Below are 16,111 nucleotides of genomic sequence, written 5' to 3' on the forward strand. Positions count from 1 at the left end.
AAACAACTGGGTTGCTATTCACATTATCCGAACACTACAACGTGAATCCTTTCTGCTCCGCCGCGCTGAGATAGGAGAGTGTATTTCTTCTGATGATCAGCACCCGAATGAATCACGATGTCTTGAACCAATGGGTGGAAGGTTCATTGCGTTCATCTTTATCTGATTTGGAGTTCTAGCTACGCCTGGCCTCATTGCATGCCAATCCCACGTGATCGGGATGCAGTGCGCTGGTGGTCTGAACTCAATCGGATTATCAGGCCTGTTGGGCACCTTACGGACTCCATCGACAAGCTTTGGACTGAAGGATCGTGCAGCATCATGCGAATCGCCGTGATGACTTGAAGGCCTTGAGCCCAGAATCATTGACGCGCACTTTCCTGGGCTTGCTTCACTTCAGCTTTGCTTTCAAAGTGGCTGAACGCAGTGGAGACGTGTTGCCAACTCGTTTGAACACTGTCTTTGGCGGTGCGGAACCCCTTGAAGCCGTACGTCCTCAAGGAGCTAGAGCAATTCTCCAGATATCCCGATCGCATTCAGGCCATTGGCAACCAGCCCAGCGATCATCGCAGTATGAGTTTCAATTGCTGTTCGCTGCCGCCGGTCTGCTGCACATCCACACTGACGTCATCACCGTCGCCGAATCGTCCGGACAAAATGGCCTTGGCGATCGGTGTTTCCAGTTCGCGCTGGATGGCACGCTTGAGAGGACGGGCTCCGTAGACCGGGTCATACCCTGCATCAGCAAGCCAGTCGGTGGCGTTGTCGCTGATGGTCAGACCGAGCTTGCGCTCCATGAGACGTTTGCGTAGACGTTCCACCTGTAGATTCACGATCTGGCGCAGTTCGTTTCTGCGCAGACTGTGGAAGATGATCTGATCATCAAGTCGATTGAGGAATTCGGGACGGAAATGGCCGCGAAGGGCTTCATTCACTCGGCGTTCCATTTCCTCGTGCTGCCCATCATCGCCGCCGAGATCCAGGATCGACTGGCTGCCGATGTTGCTGGTCAGGATCAGAACGGCATTGGTGAAGTCAACGGTTCTGCCCTGCCCATCGGTGACTCGACCATCGTCGAGGATCTGCAGCATCACATTGAATACGTCGGGGTGCGCTTTCTCGACTTCGTCGAAAAGGATCACGGCATAGGGGCGACGGCGCACCGCTTCAGTGAGCTGACCGCCGGCCTCGTAGCCGACGTAACCAGGAGGAGCACCAATCAGACGACTCACGGTGTGTTTCTCCATGTATTCACTCATGTCGATGCGCACCATGGCGTCTTCACTGTCAAACAGCTGAGCCGCCAGGGCCTTGGACAGCTCGGTTTTGCCGACACCGGTGGGACCGAGGAAGAGGAAGCTGGCGATTGGCCTGTTGGGATCACTGAGACCGGCACGTGAGCGTTGAATCGCATCGGCCACAGCGGCAACGGCCTGCTGCTGGCCCACGACTCTGTCGTGCAGCTCATGCTCAAGCCCAAGAAGCTTGGCCATTTCCGACTGCACCAGCTTGGCCACGGGAATGCCTGTCCATTTGGCAATCACCTCTGCGATGTCGTCTTCGCTGACCTCCTCGCGCAGCAGCGACTTCTCTTGACCGTTGTCATCGTGTTCGGTCAGCGCGGTCTCTTTCTCCGCCAGCTGCTTCTGGAGTGTGGCCAGTGTTCCGTATTCCAGTTCAGCAGCCTTGTTCAGGTCATAGCTGCGCTTGGCCTGATCCACCTGCAGTTGCACACGCTCAATCTCCTCCTTGAGGTTGGAGAGCTCATCAATCGCTCCCTTCTCCTGCTGCCACTGAGCATTGAGGGTGCTTTGCTGTTCCGATAGTTCTGCAAGTTCCCGCTCGAGTCTCTCCAGCCGCTCCTGGCTGGCGGCATCCGACTCACGGCCCAGAGAGAGTTTTTCCATCTCCAGCTGCAGGATCTTGCGATCGATTTCATCGATCTCCTCCGGTTTGGAGGTGATCTCCATCTTCAGCCGCGCTGCGGATTCATCCACCAGATCGATGGCTTTGTCAGGCAGAAAGCGGTCTGCGATGTAGCGACTGCTGAGCACAGCGGCAGCGACCAGAGCGCTGTCGGCAATGCGTACACCGTGGTGGACCTCGTAGCGCTCCTTGAGCCCGCGCAGGATTGAGATGGTATCTTCCACCGTGGGCTGGTCCACCAGCACCTGCTGGAAGCGACGCTCCAGAGCCGGATCTTTTTCGATGTGCTGACGGTGTTCGTCGAGTGTGGTTGCGCCGATGCAGCGCAGTTCACCTCGCGCGAGCATCGGTTTGAGTAAGTTGCTCGCATCCATGGCTCCTCCGGTGGCGCCGGCACCTACCACGGTGTGGATCTCGTCGATGAACAGAACGATCTGCCCTTCCGAGTCAGTGACTTCCTTTAGAACCGCTTTGAGGCGTTCTTCGAATTCACCTCGATATTTGGCTCCGGCGATCAGGGCCCCCATGTCGAGGGCGATGAGCTGACGATTCTGCAGCGCCTGTGGAACATCGCCGTTCACGATGCGCTGAGCCAGCCCTTCCACAATGGCGGTTTTGCCCACTCCGGGCTCGCCGATCAATACAGGGTTGTTCTTGGTTCTACGGCTGAGGATCTGAATGGTGCGGCGGATTTCCTCGTCGCGGCCAATCACAGGATCAAGTTTGCCGTCCCGGGCAGCTGCCGTGAGATCGCGTCCGTATTTCTCCAGCGATTCGTAGGTTGCTTCTGGGTTCTGGTCGGTCACGGTTTGGCTGCCGCGCACGGCATCAATGGCGGTTTTCAGGGCTTTGGCGTCGGCCCCCACCTGAGTGAGCAGGCGTTGGCCGCAGCGGGAATCCTCGGCTAATGCCAGGAGAAGGTGCTCGATTGAGATATAGCTGTCTCCATAGCTCTGCTTGAGAGATTCGGAACGATCCAGCAGGGCATTGAGCCCCTTACCGAGGTAAACGGATTCTGGTGGAGATTGCAGCGCTGGTTGCTGACTGAGATGGGCTTCAAGGTTGCTTTGCAGAACGGATGGCGTGACACCGGCTTTCTCGAGAATGCGACTGGTCAGTCCGTCCTGGTCCAGGAGTGCCAGCATCAGATGCTCGGTCTCCAATTGCTGATGGCGTCGCTGCTGGGCCAGGTTCTGGGCCGAGAGGATCGCGGCCCAGGCCTTTTCAGTGAATTGTTCGGCCGTGGGTTGCATGATTACTCTTGTACTGCAACAACCGTATGGGGCAAGTCATGGTCATGGCCATGGGGAACCGATCCTCTGGGTTCGGTGTTCACGCCAGCATGCGGTCAACCGGTCCAGATCGGTATGGTCCACCGAACGATGGTGCATCAGCAGTGGATAGAAGCGGTGTGACCCCTGATCTGGTCGCGAGACTGGTTGTCAGAGTCAGGGAGCTTTACGGACCCTCTCCCTCGGACCTGGAGAGAATGTGCTGGACCGTGGTCCACGAACATCATCACGGCGCGATGCCCTCGGAGTACGACATCCGCGAGGTTGATGAGGACCTTTACCTTGCAGTGTTGACCGCATCTCGCCAGTCACTGCAATGAGCTTGAAGAATTTCTCCGGTGCATGCAGAGGCAAGTCAACACCTCAAAAACCTGCCTTACTGGATGCCTCGTGCATCAATCCAACAATCGACTGACGTTGTTTCAAAAGCCGATTGAGTCCCATCACATCACTCACAAAAGCTTCTGTAAGCAGCAAACTGGCTTTCAAGTTCGCGATGGATACATTCAGCGAGACAGCTGTGCATGACCGGCCAAAGCAAGTGGAATTCTTCCCTTGGGCATCGATCGTTGATCAGCTCGTCAACGTAACCAATTGCCTCCAGACAGGTGGTGATTAAGGGGCTCCGAGATTTAGTGGATGGCTTTGCAAATCAGGCACTGACGGAACATCTACCAGCTGCTGGATCGACGCATGTCGAGCCCTAATATGATCTTATCGCTTCCATCCTGGCAAGACTTGGATTGCTCACTGAATATACACTAGTATTTTAAATCGCACCTCCAATCAGAATCTTCACCAACTATCTTTCGAAGACATGAATCCCGATTCGCAAAACGCAATGGCCAACGCTCATACCTTGCGAATGGTCGATTACAATCAAAATTCTGAAGTACAGGCACTAGCAGCAAGCATACTCTCGGAACTGATAAAAAAGTTTGCGGCAAAGATCCTTGTCCATTTAGCTCCGAATGAGATATTGAATGTTTGTGAGTACGGTTGCGCAACGGGTGGATCATCAATTGCGCCAATCAGGGCGATCGAAGAGCTTGCAGGTCAACGAAAAGTTGTAATTATTATGAATGATTTGCCCATGAATGATTGGAAAACACTTGAAACAACGATTGAAGCAAAGTTTCCCAGGATTGATTTTAAATATCTCGCGAAAACCATGTATTCTCCAATCGCTGAAGAGGCCTCGATCCATCTTGGCTATTCATGCTTCGCTCAGCATTGGCTGGACAATGGCGCTCCAACAGGGCTACCTGGCGATGCCCTCTGGGCGAATCAGCTCCCCATGAATTGTCTCGAACGCCAATCCTGGGAGAAAGCTTCGAGAGACAATTGGAAAAACAAACTCCTGCTACGTGCCAACGAGATTGTTCCAGGAGGCAGGCTCATTATCCATATTCATAGCTCATTGAACTGTGGCAACCTCAGCGAAAAGTTTGCTGAAACACTACGGAAAGCCAAGTCTCAAATGATTACAAACAAAGAACTGAGTCCAGAACAAGCAATCGATCTGCTCATTCCACAATATTGCAAATCACCAGCCGAAATATTCAATATCTTGTGTACTCCAGAGATGAGTTCATTGTGGCAGATGGAGGAAGCGCATCATCAGCAGCTGCCTTGTGACGAACTATTCGAGCAAAGCAATATACAAAAGCAAATAGGATTCTTAAAAGGATTCTTGGATTCAACACTGAGAACATCGCTTAACCAACTGCAGATCAACAGGTTCTGGGATCATGTTTCGCAATTGGCAAGCAACGATCCGAACGCGCTAACCTCTAACGGAATGTCTACATTTATTAGCCTGAAAAGGGTGGGATGATTCAGTCAAATTCAATCACATGTACCCAGTCAACTCCGAAAAACAACATGATTGAATATCCACTCCCCTAGGTGGCCTGTCTTACCTTTCTGATCGATGTCATCACGACATCCCAATCATGCTGAGCTGAATCACCGCCAGCATGCACTGATGCTTGTGGTCCTGATCTTCGGTTGATGAAACACCTGCAAAAAGCCCCTGGCTTTTGGATCTGGAAATTCGCCAACTACAAATACCTATCCATAATTTCACTTGCTTGTTGCAGGAGCTTTCATAACAATCATCCCGAGTTAAAGTTGTTCAATACATCCTTGGATGGCTGTTACGGCGAGAGCTTTGTACCAACAGAGACCGTTGATGAATGCAGAGCGAGCAACTGGCAGGACGTTTGTGTGTGCGATCAGCCCTGCATTTGGGTTGAATCGTTTCAACTGACTGCCATAAATAAGAGTTTCTGTCTGATTGATCACCAATCATTGGCTTGTCGATGGATGTTTTATCTATATCGTTTCTAACTGCAGTCAGCGCCTGGCTAAAAATCTAGGCTAAATCTGGGAATTTCAGAACATCTCTTTATTGCTGTTTTGAATGGATGCTAGCGACGTTGAAAACAGCAATCGATGCAAAAAATCTGTTTTGTTGCATCTTAAATCCATGATTCAACACCACGGAAAAGCTCAAAATCCCCATTCTCTGACCCAGGTGATATTCGAGAGACTTTGAAGATTGCCATCGGTGAGGCGTCCATTGCCTTTCCAGCTTATGGGAATGTGTGTTGAAATATTGCTTTTGGATGGGACCATGGCTACGCAGGGTTCTGTTCTTGGAGGCTCATCGCTGCCTTGGTTTGGGGTGGATCAATGGGCCGATGCATCGACCTTTGACAGGTGAATGTATTGAGCAAGTCTCTCTGGGACTGATGACGTATGGGAGCTTCAAGGCTTGCACCGTATTGGCTGGGTCGATCTTGCTGCTTGAATCAGTTGCATAACATTGCTGTCGTAATCGACGCGATATATCAAAAGGTGCCAAAAATGTTGTCGATGCTACGAAAAACCTTACACTTTTGTTAAGGCTGATGACGATTTTAGGCTTTTTCTTTATTAATAGAATGATTGCTTTTTCTTGAATGGCTGAACGAGACATTATTTCTACAATCGCAGAGTTCCGTGATGCGATTTTGAATTATGAGGTGAAGGAAGTTTCCAGTGATTTAATTTTTAATTTTTCAGGAGTTAAGTCACTTGAACGTCAGGAATTTGGATTTGCTTGGACAGGAAGTTCAGCGACTCTGTACGACTTGCTTGTTCTTAACCATCGATACCAGTCTTCATCGGTTGATTTGTCTAAGAATGATCCGAATGAATTAAAGATTGATCTGAAAGTGATCAATGCACTCGAGCGTGGAGTGGGATTTGGCTTTGGATATCAAAACTTGCTGAATGTTGAAGAATTAGAGAAGATTGATTATCCGGTGTTTGATGTAATAGAGAACACTTTTGGTATCTCAGCTTACATCTTTGACAAGACAAAAGGACCTTTTGTGGCTTATGACTCAAGTGGGAATGAGATTGCGATCAATCAGCTGACAATCGATCAGAGAATACCAACTCAGGCTTATTGGCAAGAGCTATTGGGCGAGAAGATTGCTGCAAATGTTGACAACCCTATTCCTATTCCTGGGATTGTCTTCCGTGAAATAAGCGAGCGATATGCGAATAGTGATCCGGTGACTACAAATTATGGAAAGATTGTTGGTATAGAAGATCCGCTGTTTTTTGGTGCCGGGGGTGCCAATAGTGTTCTAAAGCCAGACGGTACTCCTGCGTTCACTGAGGGATTGAAGAAGGCTGATTTTGATCAATGGAATAGGTTCCCTCAAGCATTTGTCAGTTCAGAAGGAGCTTTTGAGCTCATGAAGAGTGTTAATAAAAGCTTTGGTGCCAATGGAGGTCCAAATTTCAGCCTTGACCAGGCGTCTGGAATATTTTATGAGGAGTTTTTAAGGAGCAGATTGAAGGAATATGTTCAATTGGAGAATCAAGGTGGAAACGTTGAATCTAGACAAGCCGAGATTATCAGCGAGCTTGTGGTGTTGGTTCGTTCGTTTGAGAATTTTCAGCTTGGCTCCTCTTCCTTGAATACGGGAAGCAATGGAGAAGGCTTTTCCAATGCTGCCAATCCATTGGTTGGAAGAACTTATGAGGACATAACTCTGAATGATGATTTTTATCTTGATACTTTCATGGGGCAAGAGTTTATTGTTGATAATTTGATCATTCCTGATCCTGGCGAATTTGCTGCTGCGGGCTGGTTGTCTTTGAATTCAAGTTCCGATGGCGCCGATCAAAATATCAAAACTTATCCTAGTGATGGATGGTTTGATTTGGATAAAAAGAAATCGCTAAAGAACAGTGACGTCGGTGGTGATTTGAATGATTATAAAAGCAATTATTCCATCAACGATGATACGATTAAATATGCCGTTTTCGCTCGGGATTCGGTTAGTAGTGATACGCTCTCTGCTGCTGAGCTGACCTCTGAATTTAAGAATACGCTTCAAGCTAGTACGCGCATTGATAATGATGCCTTTGAAAATGTTCGCATTGATGATCTTGTGGGATTTGGAGGCGACTTCCTTCCTGATGAATTCAGTACATTCATCTCAATGGCCGGCGGAGTGGATCGAGTTACGGGAAGTCGCTTTGCCGATGTGATTCTTGGGCCGGGCCTGAGCAGCTTGCATGGAACGCTCAAATTTAACTCCGGGGAGGGGGATGATTTTGTCAAGCCAGGAAGGGGGCAGTCGTTGTGGTTGCTTGGAGAAGGGCGCGATGTTATTGCAGTTTCCAAGGGAGATTTGTTTGGTGAGTCGATCTTCCTTGACTACAACATGGACGAGGATGTATTGATCTATGAAAAGGGAATTACTGCGGAAATTGATGCCAATGATCGTTCAATTCTTTATTTGAAGGATGATTCTAGTGATGCCGTGAAGACAATCCTGCTGTCCGGCTCCAGTGATCTGTTCTGGTCTGAACAATCAATCCAGGCTGGTTTCTAAAGTGGATGGCTAGATGCGCTTGAGCCGCCTCGAGTCGAGGGAATCAGCAACCCGTGGGCCCAATGGCTCCACTTCTTCAATCCTGTTTCATCCTCTTTCGGCAGAGCTCTTGTCTGTGTTCGATGTGTTCATCGGTGAGCATCGTTCTTGCGTTGAAGTTTACTGTTTGCATTGGAAACAATGGAAGCTGCCTATTGATGATCTGCCCATGTTTGGGTTTCGGGTTTGACAAACCTGCATGGATCTCACCACGTTCACGCCCCTTGCTCCACTTCACCCAAGTGCTCGGTGCGCTGCAGTTGCATCTCAGCCGAAGCCTGGGCCATGGTTAAGCAAATCTGAAGGAGTGGGTCGTGAAGGCTGCCCCGTCCTGTCCCCTGCATCTGGGGATTCTTGATTCACCTGACTACTGGACCGACAACGCTCTGGTTGACGCTGTTTCGCCAGCCTCCGCTTCAGAGTGGAGGCAGTGGACTCTTGAATCGAAGTCCGCCGGCATGAACGGCAACCAAGACGGGCATGGTGGTTCGCGTGGCTGAATCTGCCTCTGTTCGTCAGGATGAAGGGATGAAGATACGCTCATGGCTGGCTCGGATCAGTTCTCACCTCCTGGGTGTGGTGGATGAGTACTGGGCGATGCGCGAACCTGCTCAGTACCACCAGCAACTCCCCTGCTGCAATCTGAAAAGTGAAGCGGATTCCACCAGGCCGACCGGCAAGCGTTGAGTCCGCGTCATCCCTGGTGCGGTTTCGTCAGTTCTGGACCAGTTCATGTCAGCACTGACGAGCTTGCTGCCACTCGGTTGGGCCCTGGCTAGGGATGGGAGGTGACCTCATTGGTGGTGAGCTGCATGTCCGTGATCAATATCTCCGGTGAGAAGACCCCCAAGCTTGACCGGGTGTCCGAGTATTGGCCTGGCACGATCCAGCAGTACTGGCGTGATCAGGAGAACCGTCAGAAGTCGCTTCAGGCCAAGCTCCTGTCTGAAACAATTCGTCTGCGAAGTACTTCCAGGCCTCGCAAGCAGCTCTTCGCGAAGCGCCAGAGCTTTGTCTCGCCGAGCCATACCCTGCGCTCCTGAGGCCCGATCCCAGCATTTTCCTCAGTCCTGCTGCTTGATTCGGCAGCCTATGCTTTTTGAGTTTCAGCGACAGGCGGCAAGGTTGATCTTTGCTGATTTCAGGGCTTCTTCACAGGCAGCACGATCCTCTTTGTCAATATCCCCCTGACTGCCATTCAGGCGCGCTTCAAGAAAGGCGATTTCGTCGATCCAGTGGTGGCGGTCTTTCGATTCAATGCTCATGGCTGACTGATCATCATGGCGTCCGGCGCACCTACCATCTCAACATCCGGGTAGTGCTGATGTCGTTTGTGGCGCCGGAGGATTTCGATTATTCAGCTTCGATCTCATGTCTTGAGATTAGGGATCAGCTGCCATTCATCGATCCTGAAAGCCTTACCCGGTCGGATGTGCTGGCGATCCTTTTGCACCTGTTTGATCAGAAACCCGGTTTTGTCGACCGAGGACACGATCTCAACAACACTGAAACGGCCTGGGTGAATGCCTATCTCTTCAGGCTGAGGCCAGGCAGCGACGATCAGGGGTTGGAGGGATACGTTGTGGAATGCATTGGATCGAGTGTTGATCGCATGGCAGAACTGCGCTGATCTCAGTCATTGATGATCGGTGCTCTGACCGGATCAATCACTGCTCCAGTGGGCGATCAACCAGGTCGCATTGATTCAGTCCCTGGGCATTGGGGTCGGCTTCCTGAAGTCGATGCAGGATGTTGCGTAGATCGGCTCCAGCCAGTTCTCCATTGGTTTCCCATTTCAGGCTGGTCCCGCGACGGTTGTGAACGGTGTCGTTCATGAGCATTCTCGAGCCAATGCACTTTCGTCAATCAGCAGGGCTCGACACCGCTGTTCCTTAAAAGCCTTAATGGAAGTTTAAAAATGTAGTGATTGCTACCATTTGAACGCGGCGCAAGGCTCTGCCGAATCCTTTCGCTTGTGCCTGCCGGGTGAGCTTGAGTTGCCGGCGGCTGAACAGAGCCTTGCGCTCCATCGCTTCGCCGACATGGGGTGCTATTTCAACACCACTTGCCTGCATGGCTTGCTGTTGTCTCTCTTCTTCGTCAGACCACGTATCGGTCTGGAGGTAAGCGGCCACACTCGCCTGGGCCGTCTCCGTCGGTGCGTAATAAAGCGTGCCGGGCCCCCTGCGGCGGCGGGTGAGATTCCTCGCCAGGCGCCGTTGCTGCATGCCCGCCCACAGTTGGCCAGGGCTGCGGACCATGTAACTGTTGAGGCTTTGCGCCTCTGTGTCTTCGCTGAGTGCCATGGAGGTCCCATCAACGAAGTCGCTCAGCAGGGTCACCACTGGCATGGCCGGGGCTGCAAAGGTTCAGTCTGTGCTGCCGGGCGGTCGGATTCCCAGGGCACTGCGGCTGAACCAGCTCTCCAGGGTCGATGCCTGATGATCCTCGATCAGATCGGCACGATTGATGGCGAAGTCGAGACTTCTTGCCAGGGAAACAATCTCAGCGTCATCTGAACATCCATGCAGTTGTCGTCTGAGCGATGCACTGTGTTCGAGCGCATGAACAAAGGCGCTCAATGCTTCTCTGCTCATCGTGACCAACCCTTTTCGGCCTGATTCTCCACGAATGCAGCCACATCATCGATGTCCGTAAGACTCAGTTTTCCTTCGTAGGAAGGCATCGCATTTTTACCGTTCTCGATCTGGTGTTCGATGGCTTCAATCGGATGCTGGCTGTAGGAGTCGAGATAGGCCTGCAGGTCGGTCTGACTGAGCGTGCGACTGGCGCGGATGACATTGCCGCCACCCATATGACAAGCAGCACAGTTGCTGGAGAACAGCTGGGCGCCATGGGACAGGTCTGGTTCAGCGATTGCTCTGACAGGCAGAGCCGCCCCGAAACTCAGGCAGATGCTGAGGATCAGTGCCAGTGCAGAAGCAGGGTTTGGCATCCCTTGGCGTTCATCTCTATGCCAAACCTATCCATCATCAACAACATGAAAAGACCCCAGAATGAACATTGACAAACTGGGGTCTGAATATGTTGAAACCTGAAAAATCAGGTGTTGTCTGAACAGATCACTCGACGATGACTTGACCAACCATGCCTGCGCCACGGTGGGGCTCGCAGTAGAAGTCGTAGGTACCGGCTTCACTGAAGGTTTCCTCCCAGGATTCGCCGGGGGAGAAGGCCAGGTCGGCGTGGCTGTATTCGTCGTGACCTTCAAAGACGGCATTGTGAGGGGCCATCTTGTTGTTGACGAACTTGACGGTGTCACCCGCTTTGATCGTGACGGAGCTGGGCTCGAAAGCCAGCATTCCGGAATCAGCACCAAGCTTCACCTCAACGGTGGCTGCGCTGGCAGATGCGACACCCACTGTGCAGGCCAGCACAAAGGCGAGTGCGGTGTAGAAAATCGATTTAAGGCTCTTCAGCATGACGACTGTTGAAGTTGGCTTATTATAGGGGCACTTTAGGGTGATCCTCGCCTCGGTAAACCTGAATCCTGCAGGACCGCCTCTAGGTCTGCCGCATGGCTTTTTTCTCCAAAACGCTCCGGCTGGGTCACGGGCTCATGGATGAAATGGCGCTGACGAATGGAGAAGCGATCCCAGGCATTGACTTCGATCGGCAACACCCGGATCAACGTTTCGATCAACCAGGGCCAGAGAGGGATGCCAGGGGTTCGTCGAATTCCCCGCCAGCGGCAGAGGCTGGCCACTGCTTCGTTCACGCTGATGGCCTGCTGTCCCATCACAATCCTGCGGACAGCGCCCTGGCCGGGTTCCCGGTTGCGTTGATGGGGGTGGGTGGCGAGATGGCCACAAATCGCAGCGATGTCTGCTGCATGGATGAAGTGGAAACTGGCATCGGCCCGAAGAAATCGAGCCAGCCAGAGCCATTTGCTGGCCTCCGCAAGACCTTCGGTGAGGTAGCTGGTGGGAAAAGGGCTGCTGCCGTCGACCCGGCCTCCGAACACCAGGGTGGGGAAGACGGCAACGATTTTTTTGGCCAGAGGATGCTGCTCCAGATCTTGCAGGCACTGGGCCTTGGTCTGGATGTATTCAGTGCCGTAAGCCAGCGCTTCGGTCAGGGGCTGCAGATGTTGATCCAGGATGCTGGCTGTCGAGAAATAGGTGATCTGCTCGATCAAGGATGGATTGAGCAGTGACAGCATTCGCTTCACTGCCACCACATTCACCTGCTGGGCGCGCTCGGGATCACCCCAGGCTGTGGCTGTGTGGATCACGCGCTGCACGCTGGCCAGTTCTGAGGCGAAACGATCGGCCTCGCGAAGGTCGCCCACCAGCAGTTGGATCCGCGGATGATTCGCGGAAACCGCAGTGAGTTTGCTGGGATCACGCAGCCAGAGCAGCAGCTCGGCGTCGCTGTTCTCCAGCAGCCATGAGGTGGTGTATTGACCGACGCAGCCGCTGGCGCCGGTGATCAGAATGCGCTCCCGAGTGGTGGTCTGACTCAAGCGAGAGCCCCGACCCTGTCCATCACGCTCTTGCCGGCGGTGAAGAAGGCAGCTCCATTCTCCTCAGGCGTGCCGGGGAGGATTCCATGGCCGAGGTTGAGGATGTGGCGACGGCCACGGGCCTTGCGAACGCAGTCATCGATTCGGGCTTCGATGGCCTGCGGGGTTCCGAACAGCAAGCCGGGATCAACATTGCCCTGCACCCCGATGTGTTCAGGCAGGCGTGCACAGGCCTCGGCCATGTCCACGGTCCAGTCGAGAGAGATGATGTCCACGCCGGTCTGGGCCATGCGTTCAATCACCCCGGCGCTGCCGGAGATGTAGAGGATGAATGGGGTGTCGGGATGGGTCTGCTTGACCAGGTCGACCACCTTTTTCTGGTAGGGGGCTGCGAAGACGTCGTAGTCGGCTGGGCTGAGTTGCCCGGCCCAGGAGTCGAACATCTGCACGACCTGTGCCCCGGAATCGATCTGATAGCGCAGGTAGTTGGCAATGGACTCGGCGAAATGGTCGAGCAGTTTGTGGAGCAGTTCCGGCTCTCGGAAGGCCATGGCCTTGATCACCGCATAGTTCTTGCTGCTTTTGCCCTCCACCACGTACGCAGCCAGGGTCCAGGGAGCGCCAACGAAACCCAGCACAGCAGCCTGATTGCCGACGCTTTCGCGCAAACGACCCAGTACTTCGCCCACGAAGGGCATGGATTCGCTTGGAATCAGAGGACGCAGAGCATTGACTTGGTCGATGTTGCGGATCGGATCACCGATCTGGGGACCTTTGCTCTCGACGATGTCGAAGTCGATGCCCATGCCGGGGAGAGGCGTGAGGATGTCGGAGAACAAGATCACGCCGTCCGGCTTGAAGGCCCTGAACGGCTGCATCGAGATCTCATAGGAGAGATCGGGGTTCTCGGAACGCTCGCGAAAACTCGGGTACTGATCCCTCAGGTCGCGGTAGATCTTCATGTAACGACCGGCCTGGCGCATCATCCAGACCGGAGGACGCTCCACCGCTTCACCGCGGGCTGCACGCAGTAACAGAGGCAGAGAGTCGCTCATCAAGCCGAAATCAAATCATTCGGAAACCTACCTGAAGGAACCGTGCGCAAACGCTGGATTCCAGGCATGCTGAGCGGTTCGTCACATCGCTGGTAACGGCTCAGTCGCTCTTGGATTGTTGAAGAGCGCTCAGGCTGCGTCTGGGATCGTGTCTGAACACCATCAGACTCAACGGTGGCAGGCAGAGGTCGAGAGAGTTGTCATAGCCGTGAATGCCCCATTCATCGGTGGGTTTGCCGCCCATGTTGCCCAGATTGCTGCCGCCGTATTTGGAGGCATCGGTGTTGAAGATCTCCTCATAGAAGCCCGACAGCGGCACGCCAACTCTGTAGTGGGAATGGCTCTGAGGAGTGAAATTGGCGACCACCACAAGCCAGGTTCCACTGCTGCTTTCCCTGCGCATGAAGCTGATCACGGAATGGCGATTGTCGTTGCAGTCGATCCATTGGAAGCCGAACTGATCGAAGTCATCCCTCCATAAAGCAGGTTCCGCCTTGTAGAGAGCATTGAGATCACCCACAAGGAGCTGAAGACCCTGATGTGGTTCGTGGTTCAGCAGGTCCCATTGCAGATCGCCCCACACGTTCCATTCGGATCGCTGACCGAACTCCATTCCCATGAAGATGGTTTTCTTGCCTGGGTGAGTCCACATGTAGGCCAGAAGAGCACGCGTATTGGCGTATTTCTGCCAGTCGTCCCCAGGCATCTTGTGCAGGAGATGACTCTTGCCGTGCACCACTTCATCGTGGCTCAGGGCCAGCATGAAATTCTCGGTGTAGGTGTACCAGATCGAGAAGGTGATGTTGTTCTGATGAAACTGACGGAACCAGGGATCAAGCTCGAAGTAATCGAGCATGTCGTGCATCCACCCCATGTTCCATTTCAGGTTGAAGCCAAGCCCGCCAATGTCGGTGGGTTGGGTCACCATCGGCCAGGTGGTGGATTCTTCCGCGATCGACAGTGCTCCAGGGAAATGCTGGAAGAGCACATGATTGGCCTGCTGAAGAAAACGCACCGCTTCAGTGTTTTCACGGCCGCCGTTTTCGTTGGGGAGCCACTCGCCGTCCGGCCGCAGGTAGTCGCGGTAAAGCATTGAAGCCACCGCATCCACGCGAATGCCATCGATGTGGAACTGGTCAAACCAGAACACCAGGTTGGCCACAAGGAAGTTGCGCACTTCGTTGCGGCTGTAGTTGAAGATCAGCGTGCCCCATTCCTTGTGCTCGCCGATGCGTGGATCGGCATGCTCATACAGGTGGCAGCCATCAAAAAAGGCCAGACCGTGACTGTCACGGGGAAAGTGACCTGGCACCCAGTCGATGATCACGCCGATGCCCTCGGAGTGGCAGCGGTCAACGAAAGCCCGGAATTCATCCGGGGTTCCGTAACGGCTGGTCGGGGCATACCAGCCAGTGACCTGGTAGCCCCAGGAGCCATCAAACGGATGCTCGGTGATCGGCATCAGTTCGATGTGCGTGAAGCCCCTCTCCTTGACGTACGGAATCAGCCGATCAGCCAGTTCCGGATAGGTGAGCAGGCGTGCGCCTGGCTTGAGATCTGCTGCGGGAACAGGCGTCCGTGCGCTGCCATCGGCCTCGATGAAAGGCTCTTCCGCGGAGGCATGAATCCAGCTGCCAAGGTGCATCTCATACACAGAGATCGGCTGGTCCAGCACATTGCTGCTGTCTCTCGTCTGCATCCAGCTGCTGTCGGTCCAGTTGAAACCATCGAGATGGCTCACGAGCGAGCTTGTGGCCGGACGCACTTCGTGCTGGAAGCCATAGGGATCGGCCTTCTGATAGCAGTGGCCGTCCTGAGTACGGATTTCGTATTTGTAGAGCTCTCCTTCAGCCAGTCCGGGGACGAATAGCTCCCAGATCCCTCCCAGGCGCAGTTGCATGGGGTGCTGGCGTCCATCCCAGCTGTTGAGGTTGCCGATCACGCTGACGCTGCGTGCGTTGGGAGCCCACAGGCAGAACATCACCCCCTGGACTCCGTCCTGATCGCAGCGATGGGCACCCATGCGCCGCCAGATGTGATGGTGATTGCCCTCCGCGAACAGATGGCGGTCCATTTCGCCCATCCATTCCTGACGGAAAGCCCAGGGATCGTGCTGTTCATGGGTGATCCCTCCACGGTTGACGCGGACCCTGTAGGCACTGCCTGGGTTGTGATCGACCTCTGCTTCGAAGATCCAGGGATGGTGGGGAGTTGCCATGGCGATCTCCTCTCCAGTGATCAGAAGAGTCACGTGGCTGGCTTCGGGCATCCAGACACGGATCACCCAGCCACCGTTGTTCTGCGATTGAGGGCCGAGAACGGAGAAGGGGTAGTCGTGACGACACTCCGCCAGTCGCTGGGCGTCCTCAACCATCCAGTCCTGCACAGTGATGGTCATGACGACGGAGCTTT

Annotated in this window: 17 protein-coding genes; 7 read left to right on the forward strand and 10 right to left on the reverse strand. The window is 53.5% G+C overall.

Annotated elements, in window-relative coordinates; translation table 11 throughout:
• Positions 1-563 precede the first annotated feature (563 nt).
• A complete protein-coding gene (clpB, locus tag SynBIOSE41_RS04760) occupies positions 564-3,179 on the reverse strand; it encodes an ATP-dependent chaperone ClpB (protein WP_186539815.1) in 2,616 nt (871 codons plus the stop codon).
• Between the two features lie 143 nt (positions 3,180-3,322).
• Here clpB and SynBIOSE41_RS04765 point away from each other — a divergent pair, with 143 nt between their 5' ends.
• The 6 genes from SynBIOSE41_RS04765 (at position 3,323) to SynBIOSE41_RS04790 (ending at position 9,201) form a co-directional block, all read left to right on the forward strand.
• On the forward strand, positions 3,323-3,538 hold the full coding sequence (locus tag SynBIOSE41_RS04765) for a hypothetical protein (protein WP_186540802.1): 216 nt from the start codon (positions 3,323-3,325) through the stop codon (positions 3,536-3,538).
• A 497-nt stretch (positions 3,539-4,035) separates the two neighbouring features.
• Complete coding sequence (locus tag SynBIOSE41_RS04770; RefSeq protein WP_186539816.1) at positions 4,036-5,055, forward strand: hypothetical protein; 1,020 nt, start codon at positions 4,036-4,038, stop codon at positions 5,053-5,055.
• A 1,129-nt stretch (positions 5,056-6,184) separates the two neighbouring features.
• Entirely contained in the window at positions 6,185-8,119 is a 1,935-nt protein-coding gene (locus tag SynBIOSE41_RS04775) for a hypothetical protein (RefSeq protein ID WP_186539817.1), read from the forward strand.
• A 353-nt stretch (positions 8,120-8,472) separates the two neighbouring features.
• A complete protein-coding gene (locus tag SynBIOSE41_RS04780; RefSeq protein WP_186539818.1) occupies positions 8,473-8,658 on the forward strand; it encodes a hypothetical protein in 186 nt (61 codons plus the stop codon).
• 28 nt (positions 8,659-8,686) lie between these two features.
• Positions 8,687-8,845 carry a hypothetical protein gene (locus SynBIOSE41_RS04785; RefSeq protein WP_255475952.1) on the forward strand — a complete coding sequence of 53 codons (159 nt, stop codon included), beginning with the start codon at positions 8,687-8,689 and terminating at the stop codon, positions 8,843-8,845.
• A gap of 125 nt (positions 8,846-8,970) precedes the next feature.
• Complete coding sequence (locus SynBIOSE41_RS04790; RefSeq protein WP_186539820.1) at positions 8,971-9,201, forward strand: hypothetical protein; 231 nt, start codon at positions 8,971-8,973, stop codon at positions 9,199-9,201.
• A 63-nt stretch (positions 9,202-9,264) separates the two neighbouring features.
• On the opposite strand, the gene SynBIOSE41_RS04795 is transcribed toward SynBIOSE41_RS04790, so the two are convergent.
• Complete coding sequence (locus tag SynBIOSE41_RS04795) at positions 9,265-9,423, reverse strand: hypothetical protein (RefSeq protein WP_186539821.1); 159 nt, start codon at positions 9,421-9,423, stop codon at positions 9,265-9,267.
• A gap of 59 nt (positions 9,424-9,482) precedes the next feature.
• On the opposite strand from SynBIOSE41_RS04795, the gene SynBIOSE41_RS04800 reads away from it, so the two are divergent.
• Entirely contained in the window at positions 9,483-9,788 is a 306-nt protein-coding gene (locus SynBIOSE41_RS04800; RefSeq protein ID WP_255475953.1) for a hypothetical protein, read from the forward strand.
• A 37-nt stretch (positions 9,789-9,825) separates the two neighbouring features.
• Here SynBIOSE41_RS04800 and SynBIOSE41_RS04805 read toward each other — a convergent pair whose 3' ends face one another.
• The 8 genes from SynBIOSE41_RS04805 to glgB form a co-directional block, all read right to left on the reverse strand.
• Positions 9,826-9,993 (reverse strand): hypothetical protein, encoded by a 168-nt coding sequence (locus SynBIOSE41_RS04805; RefSeq protein ID WP_186539822.1) that lies wholly within the window; start codon positions 9,991-9,993, stop codon positions 9,826-9,828.
• A gap of 66 nt (positions 9,994-10,059) precedes the next feature.
• Entirely contained in the window at positions 10,060-10,509 is a 450-nt protein-coding gene (locus tag SynBIOSE41_RS04810; protein ID WP_186539823.1) for a hypothetical protein, read from the reverse strand.
• Between the two features lie 18 nt (positions 10,510-10,527).
• Positions 10,528-10,740 (reverse strand): Nif11-like leader peptide family natural product precursor, encoded by a 213-nt coding sequence (locus SynBIOSE41_RS04815; protein ID WP_197461542.1) that lies wholly within the window; start codon positions 10,738-10,740, stop codon positions 10,528-10,530.
• An 11-nt stretch (positions 10,741-10,751) separates the two neighbouring features.
• Positions 10,752-11,114, reverse strand: a complete 363-nt coding sequence (locus tag SynBIOSE41_RS04820) for a c-type cytochrome (protein ID WP_186539824.1) — start codon at positions 11,112-11,114, stop codon at positions 10,752-10,754.
• A 127-nt stretch (positions 11,115-11,241) separates the two neighbouring features.
• A complete protein-coding gene (petE, locus tag SynBIOSE41_RS04825; protein WP_186539825.1) occupies positions 11,242-11,601 on the reverse strand; it encodes a plastocyanin in 360 nt (119 codons plus the stop codon).
• A gap of 35 nt (positions 11,602-11,636) precedes the next feature.
• On the reverse strand, positions 11,637-12,644 hold the full coding sequence (locus SynBIOSE41_RS04830) for an NAD(P)-dependent oxidoreductase (protein ID WP_186539826.1): 1,008 nt from the start codon (positions 12,642-12,644) through the stop codon (positions 11,637-11,639).
• A complete protein-coding gene (gene hemE / locus SynBIOSE41_RS04835; protein WP_186539827.1) occupies positions 12,641-13,699 on the reverse strand; it encodes a uroporphyrinogen decarboxylase in 1,059 nt (352 codons plus the stop codon). The genes SynBIOSE41_RS04830 and hemE overlap by 4 nt, the downstream gene beginning before the upstream one ends.
• Before the next feature lie 100 nt (positions 13,700-13,799).
• Positions 13,800-16,097, reverse strand: a complete 2,298-nt coding sequence (gene glgB / locus SynBIOSE41_RS04840; RefSeq protein ID WP_186539828.1) for a 1,4-alpha-glucan branching protein GlgB — start codon at positions 16,095-16,097, stop codon at positions 13,800-13,802.
• Positions 16,098-16,111 lie beyond the last annotated feature (14 nt).

This window comes from Synechococcus sp. BIOS-E4-1, from assembly GCF_014279995.1.
Lineage (GTDB): Bacteria > Cyanobacteriota > Cyanobacteriia > PCC-6307 > Cyanobiaceae > Synechococcus_C.

Excerpts from the sequence above, each read along its gene's own strand:
- clpB (WP_186539815.1), bottom strand. The coding sequence starts at position 3,179 with ATGCAACCCACGGCCGAACAATTCACTGAAAAGGCCTGGGCCGCGATC.
- SynBIOSE41_RS04770 (WP_186539816.1), top strand. The coding sequence starts at position 4,036 with ATGAATCCCGATTCGCAAAACGCAATGGCCAACGCTCATACCTTGCGA.
- SynBIOSE41_RS04775 (WP_186539817.1), top strand. The coding sequence starts at position 6,185 with ATGGCTGAACGAGACATTATTTCTACAATCGCAGAGTTCCGTGATGCG.
- SynBIOSE41_RS04785 (WP_255475952.1), top strand. The coding sequence starts at position 8,687 with ATGAAGATACGCTCATGGCTGGCTCGGATCAGTTCTCACCTCCTGGGT.
- SynBIOSE41_RS04790 (WP_186539820.1), top strand. The coding sequence starts at position 8,971 with ATGTCCGTGATCAATATCTCCGGTGAGAAGACCCCCAAGCTTGACCGG.
- SynBIOSE41_RS04795 (WP_186539821.1), bottom strand. The coding sequence starts at position 9,423 with ATGAGCATTGAATCGAAAGACCGCCACCACTGGATCGACGAAATCGCC.
- SynBIOSE41_RS04800 (WP_255475953.1), top strand. The coding sequence starts at position 9,483 with ATGTCGTTTGTGGCGCCGGAGGATTTCGATTATTCAGCTTCGATCTCA.
- SynBIOSE41_RS04805 (WP_186539822.1), bottom strand. The coding sequence starts at position 9,993 with ATGAACGACACCGTTCACAACCGTCGCGGGACCAGCCTGAAATGGGAA.
- SynBIOSE41_RS04810 (WP_186539823.1), bottom strand. The coding sequence starts at position 10,509 with ATGCCAGTGGTGACCCTGCTGAGCGACTTCGTTGATGGGACCTCCATG.
- SynBIOSE41_RS04820 (WP_186539824.1), bottom strand. The coding sequence starts at position 11,114 with ATGCCAAACCCTGCTTCTGCACTGGCACTGATCCTCAGCATCTGCCTG.
- petE (WP_186539825.1), bottom strand. The coding sequence starts at position 11,601 with ATGCTGAAGAGCCTTAAATCGATTTTCTACACCGCACTCGCCTTTGTG.
- hemE (WP_186539827.1), bottom strand. The coding sequence starts at position 13,699 with ATGAGCGACTCTCTGCCTCTGTTACTGCGTGCAGCCCGCGGTGAAGCG.
- glgB (WP_186539828.1), bottom strand. The coding sequence starts at position 16,097 with ATGACCATCACTGTGCAGGACTGGATGGTTGAGGACGCCCAGCGACTG.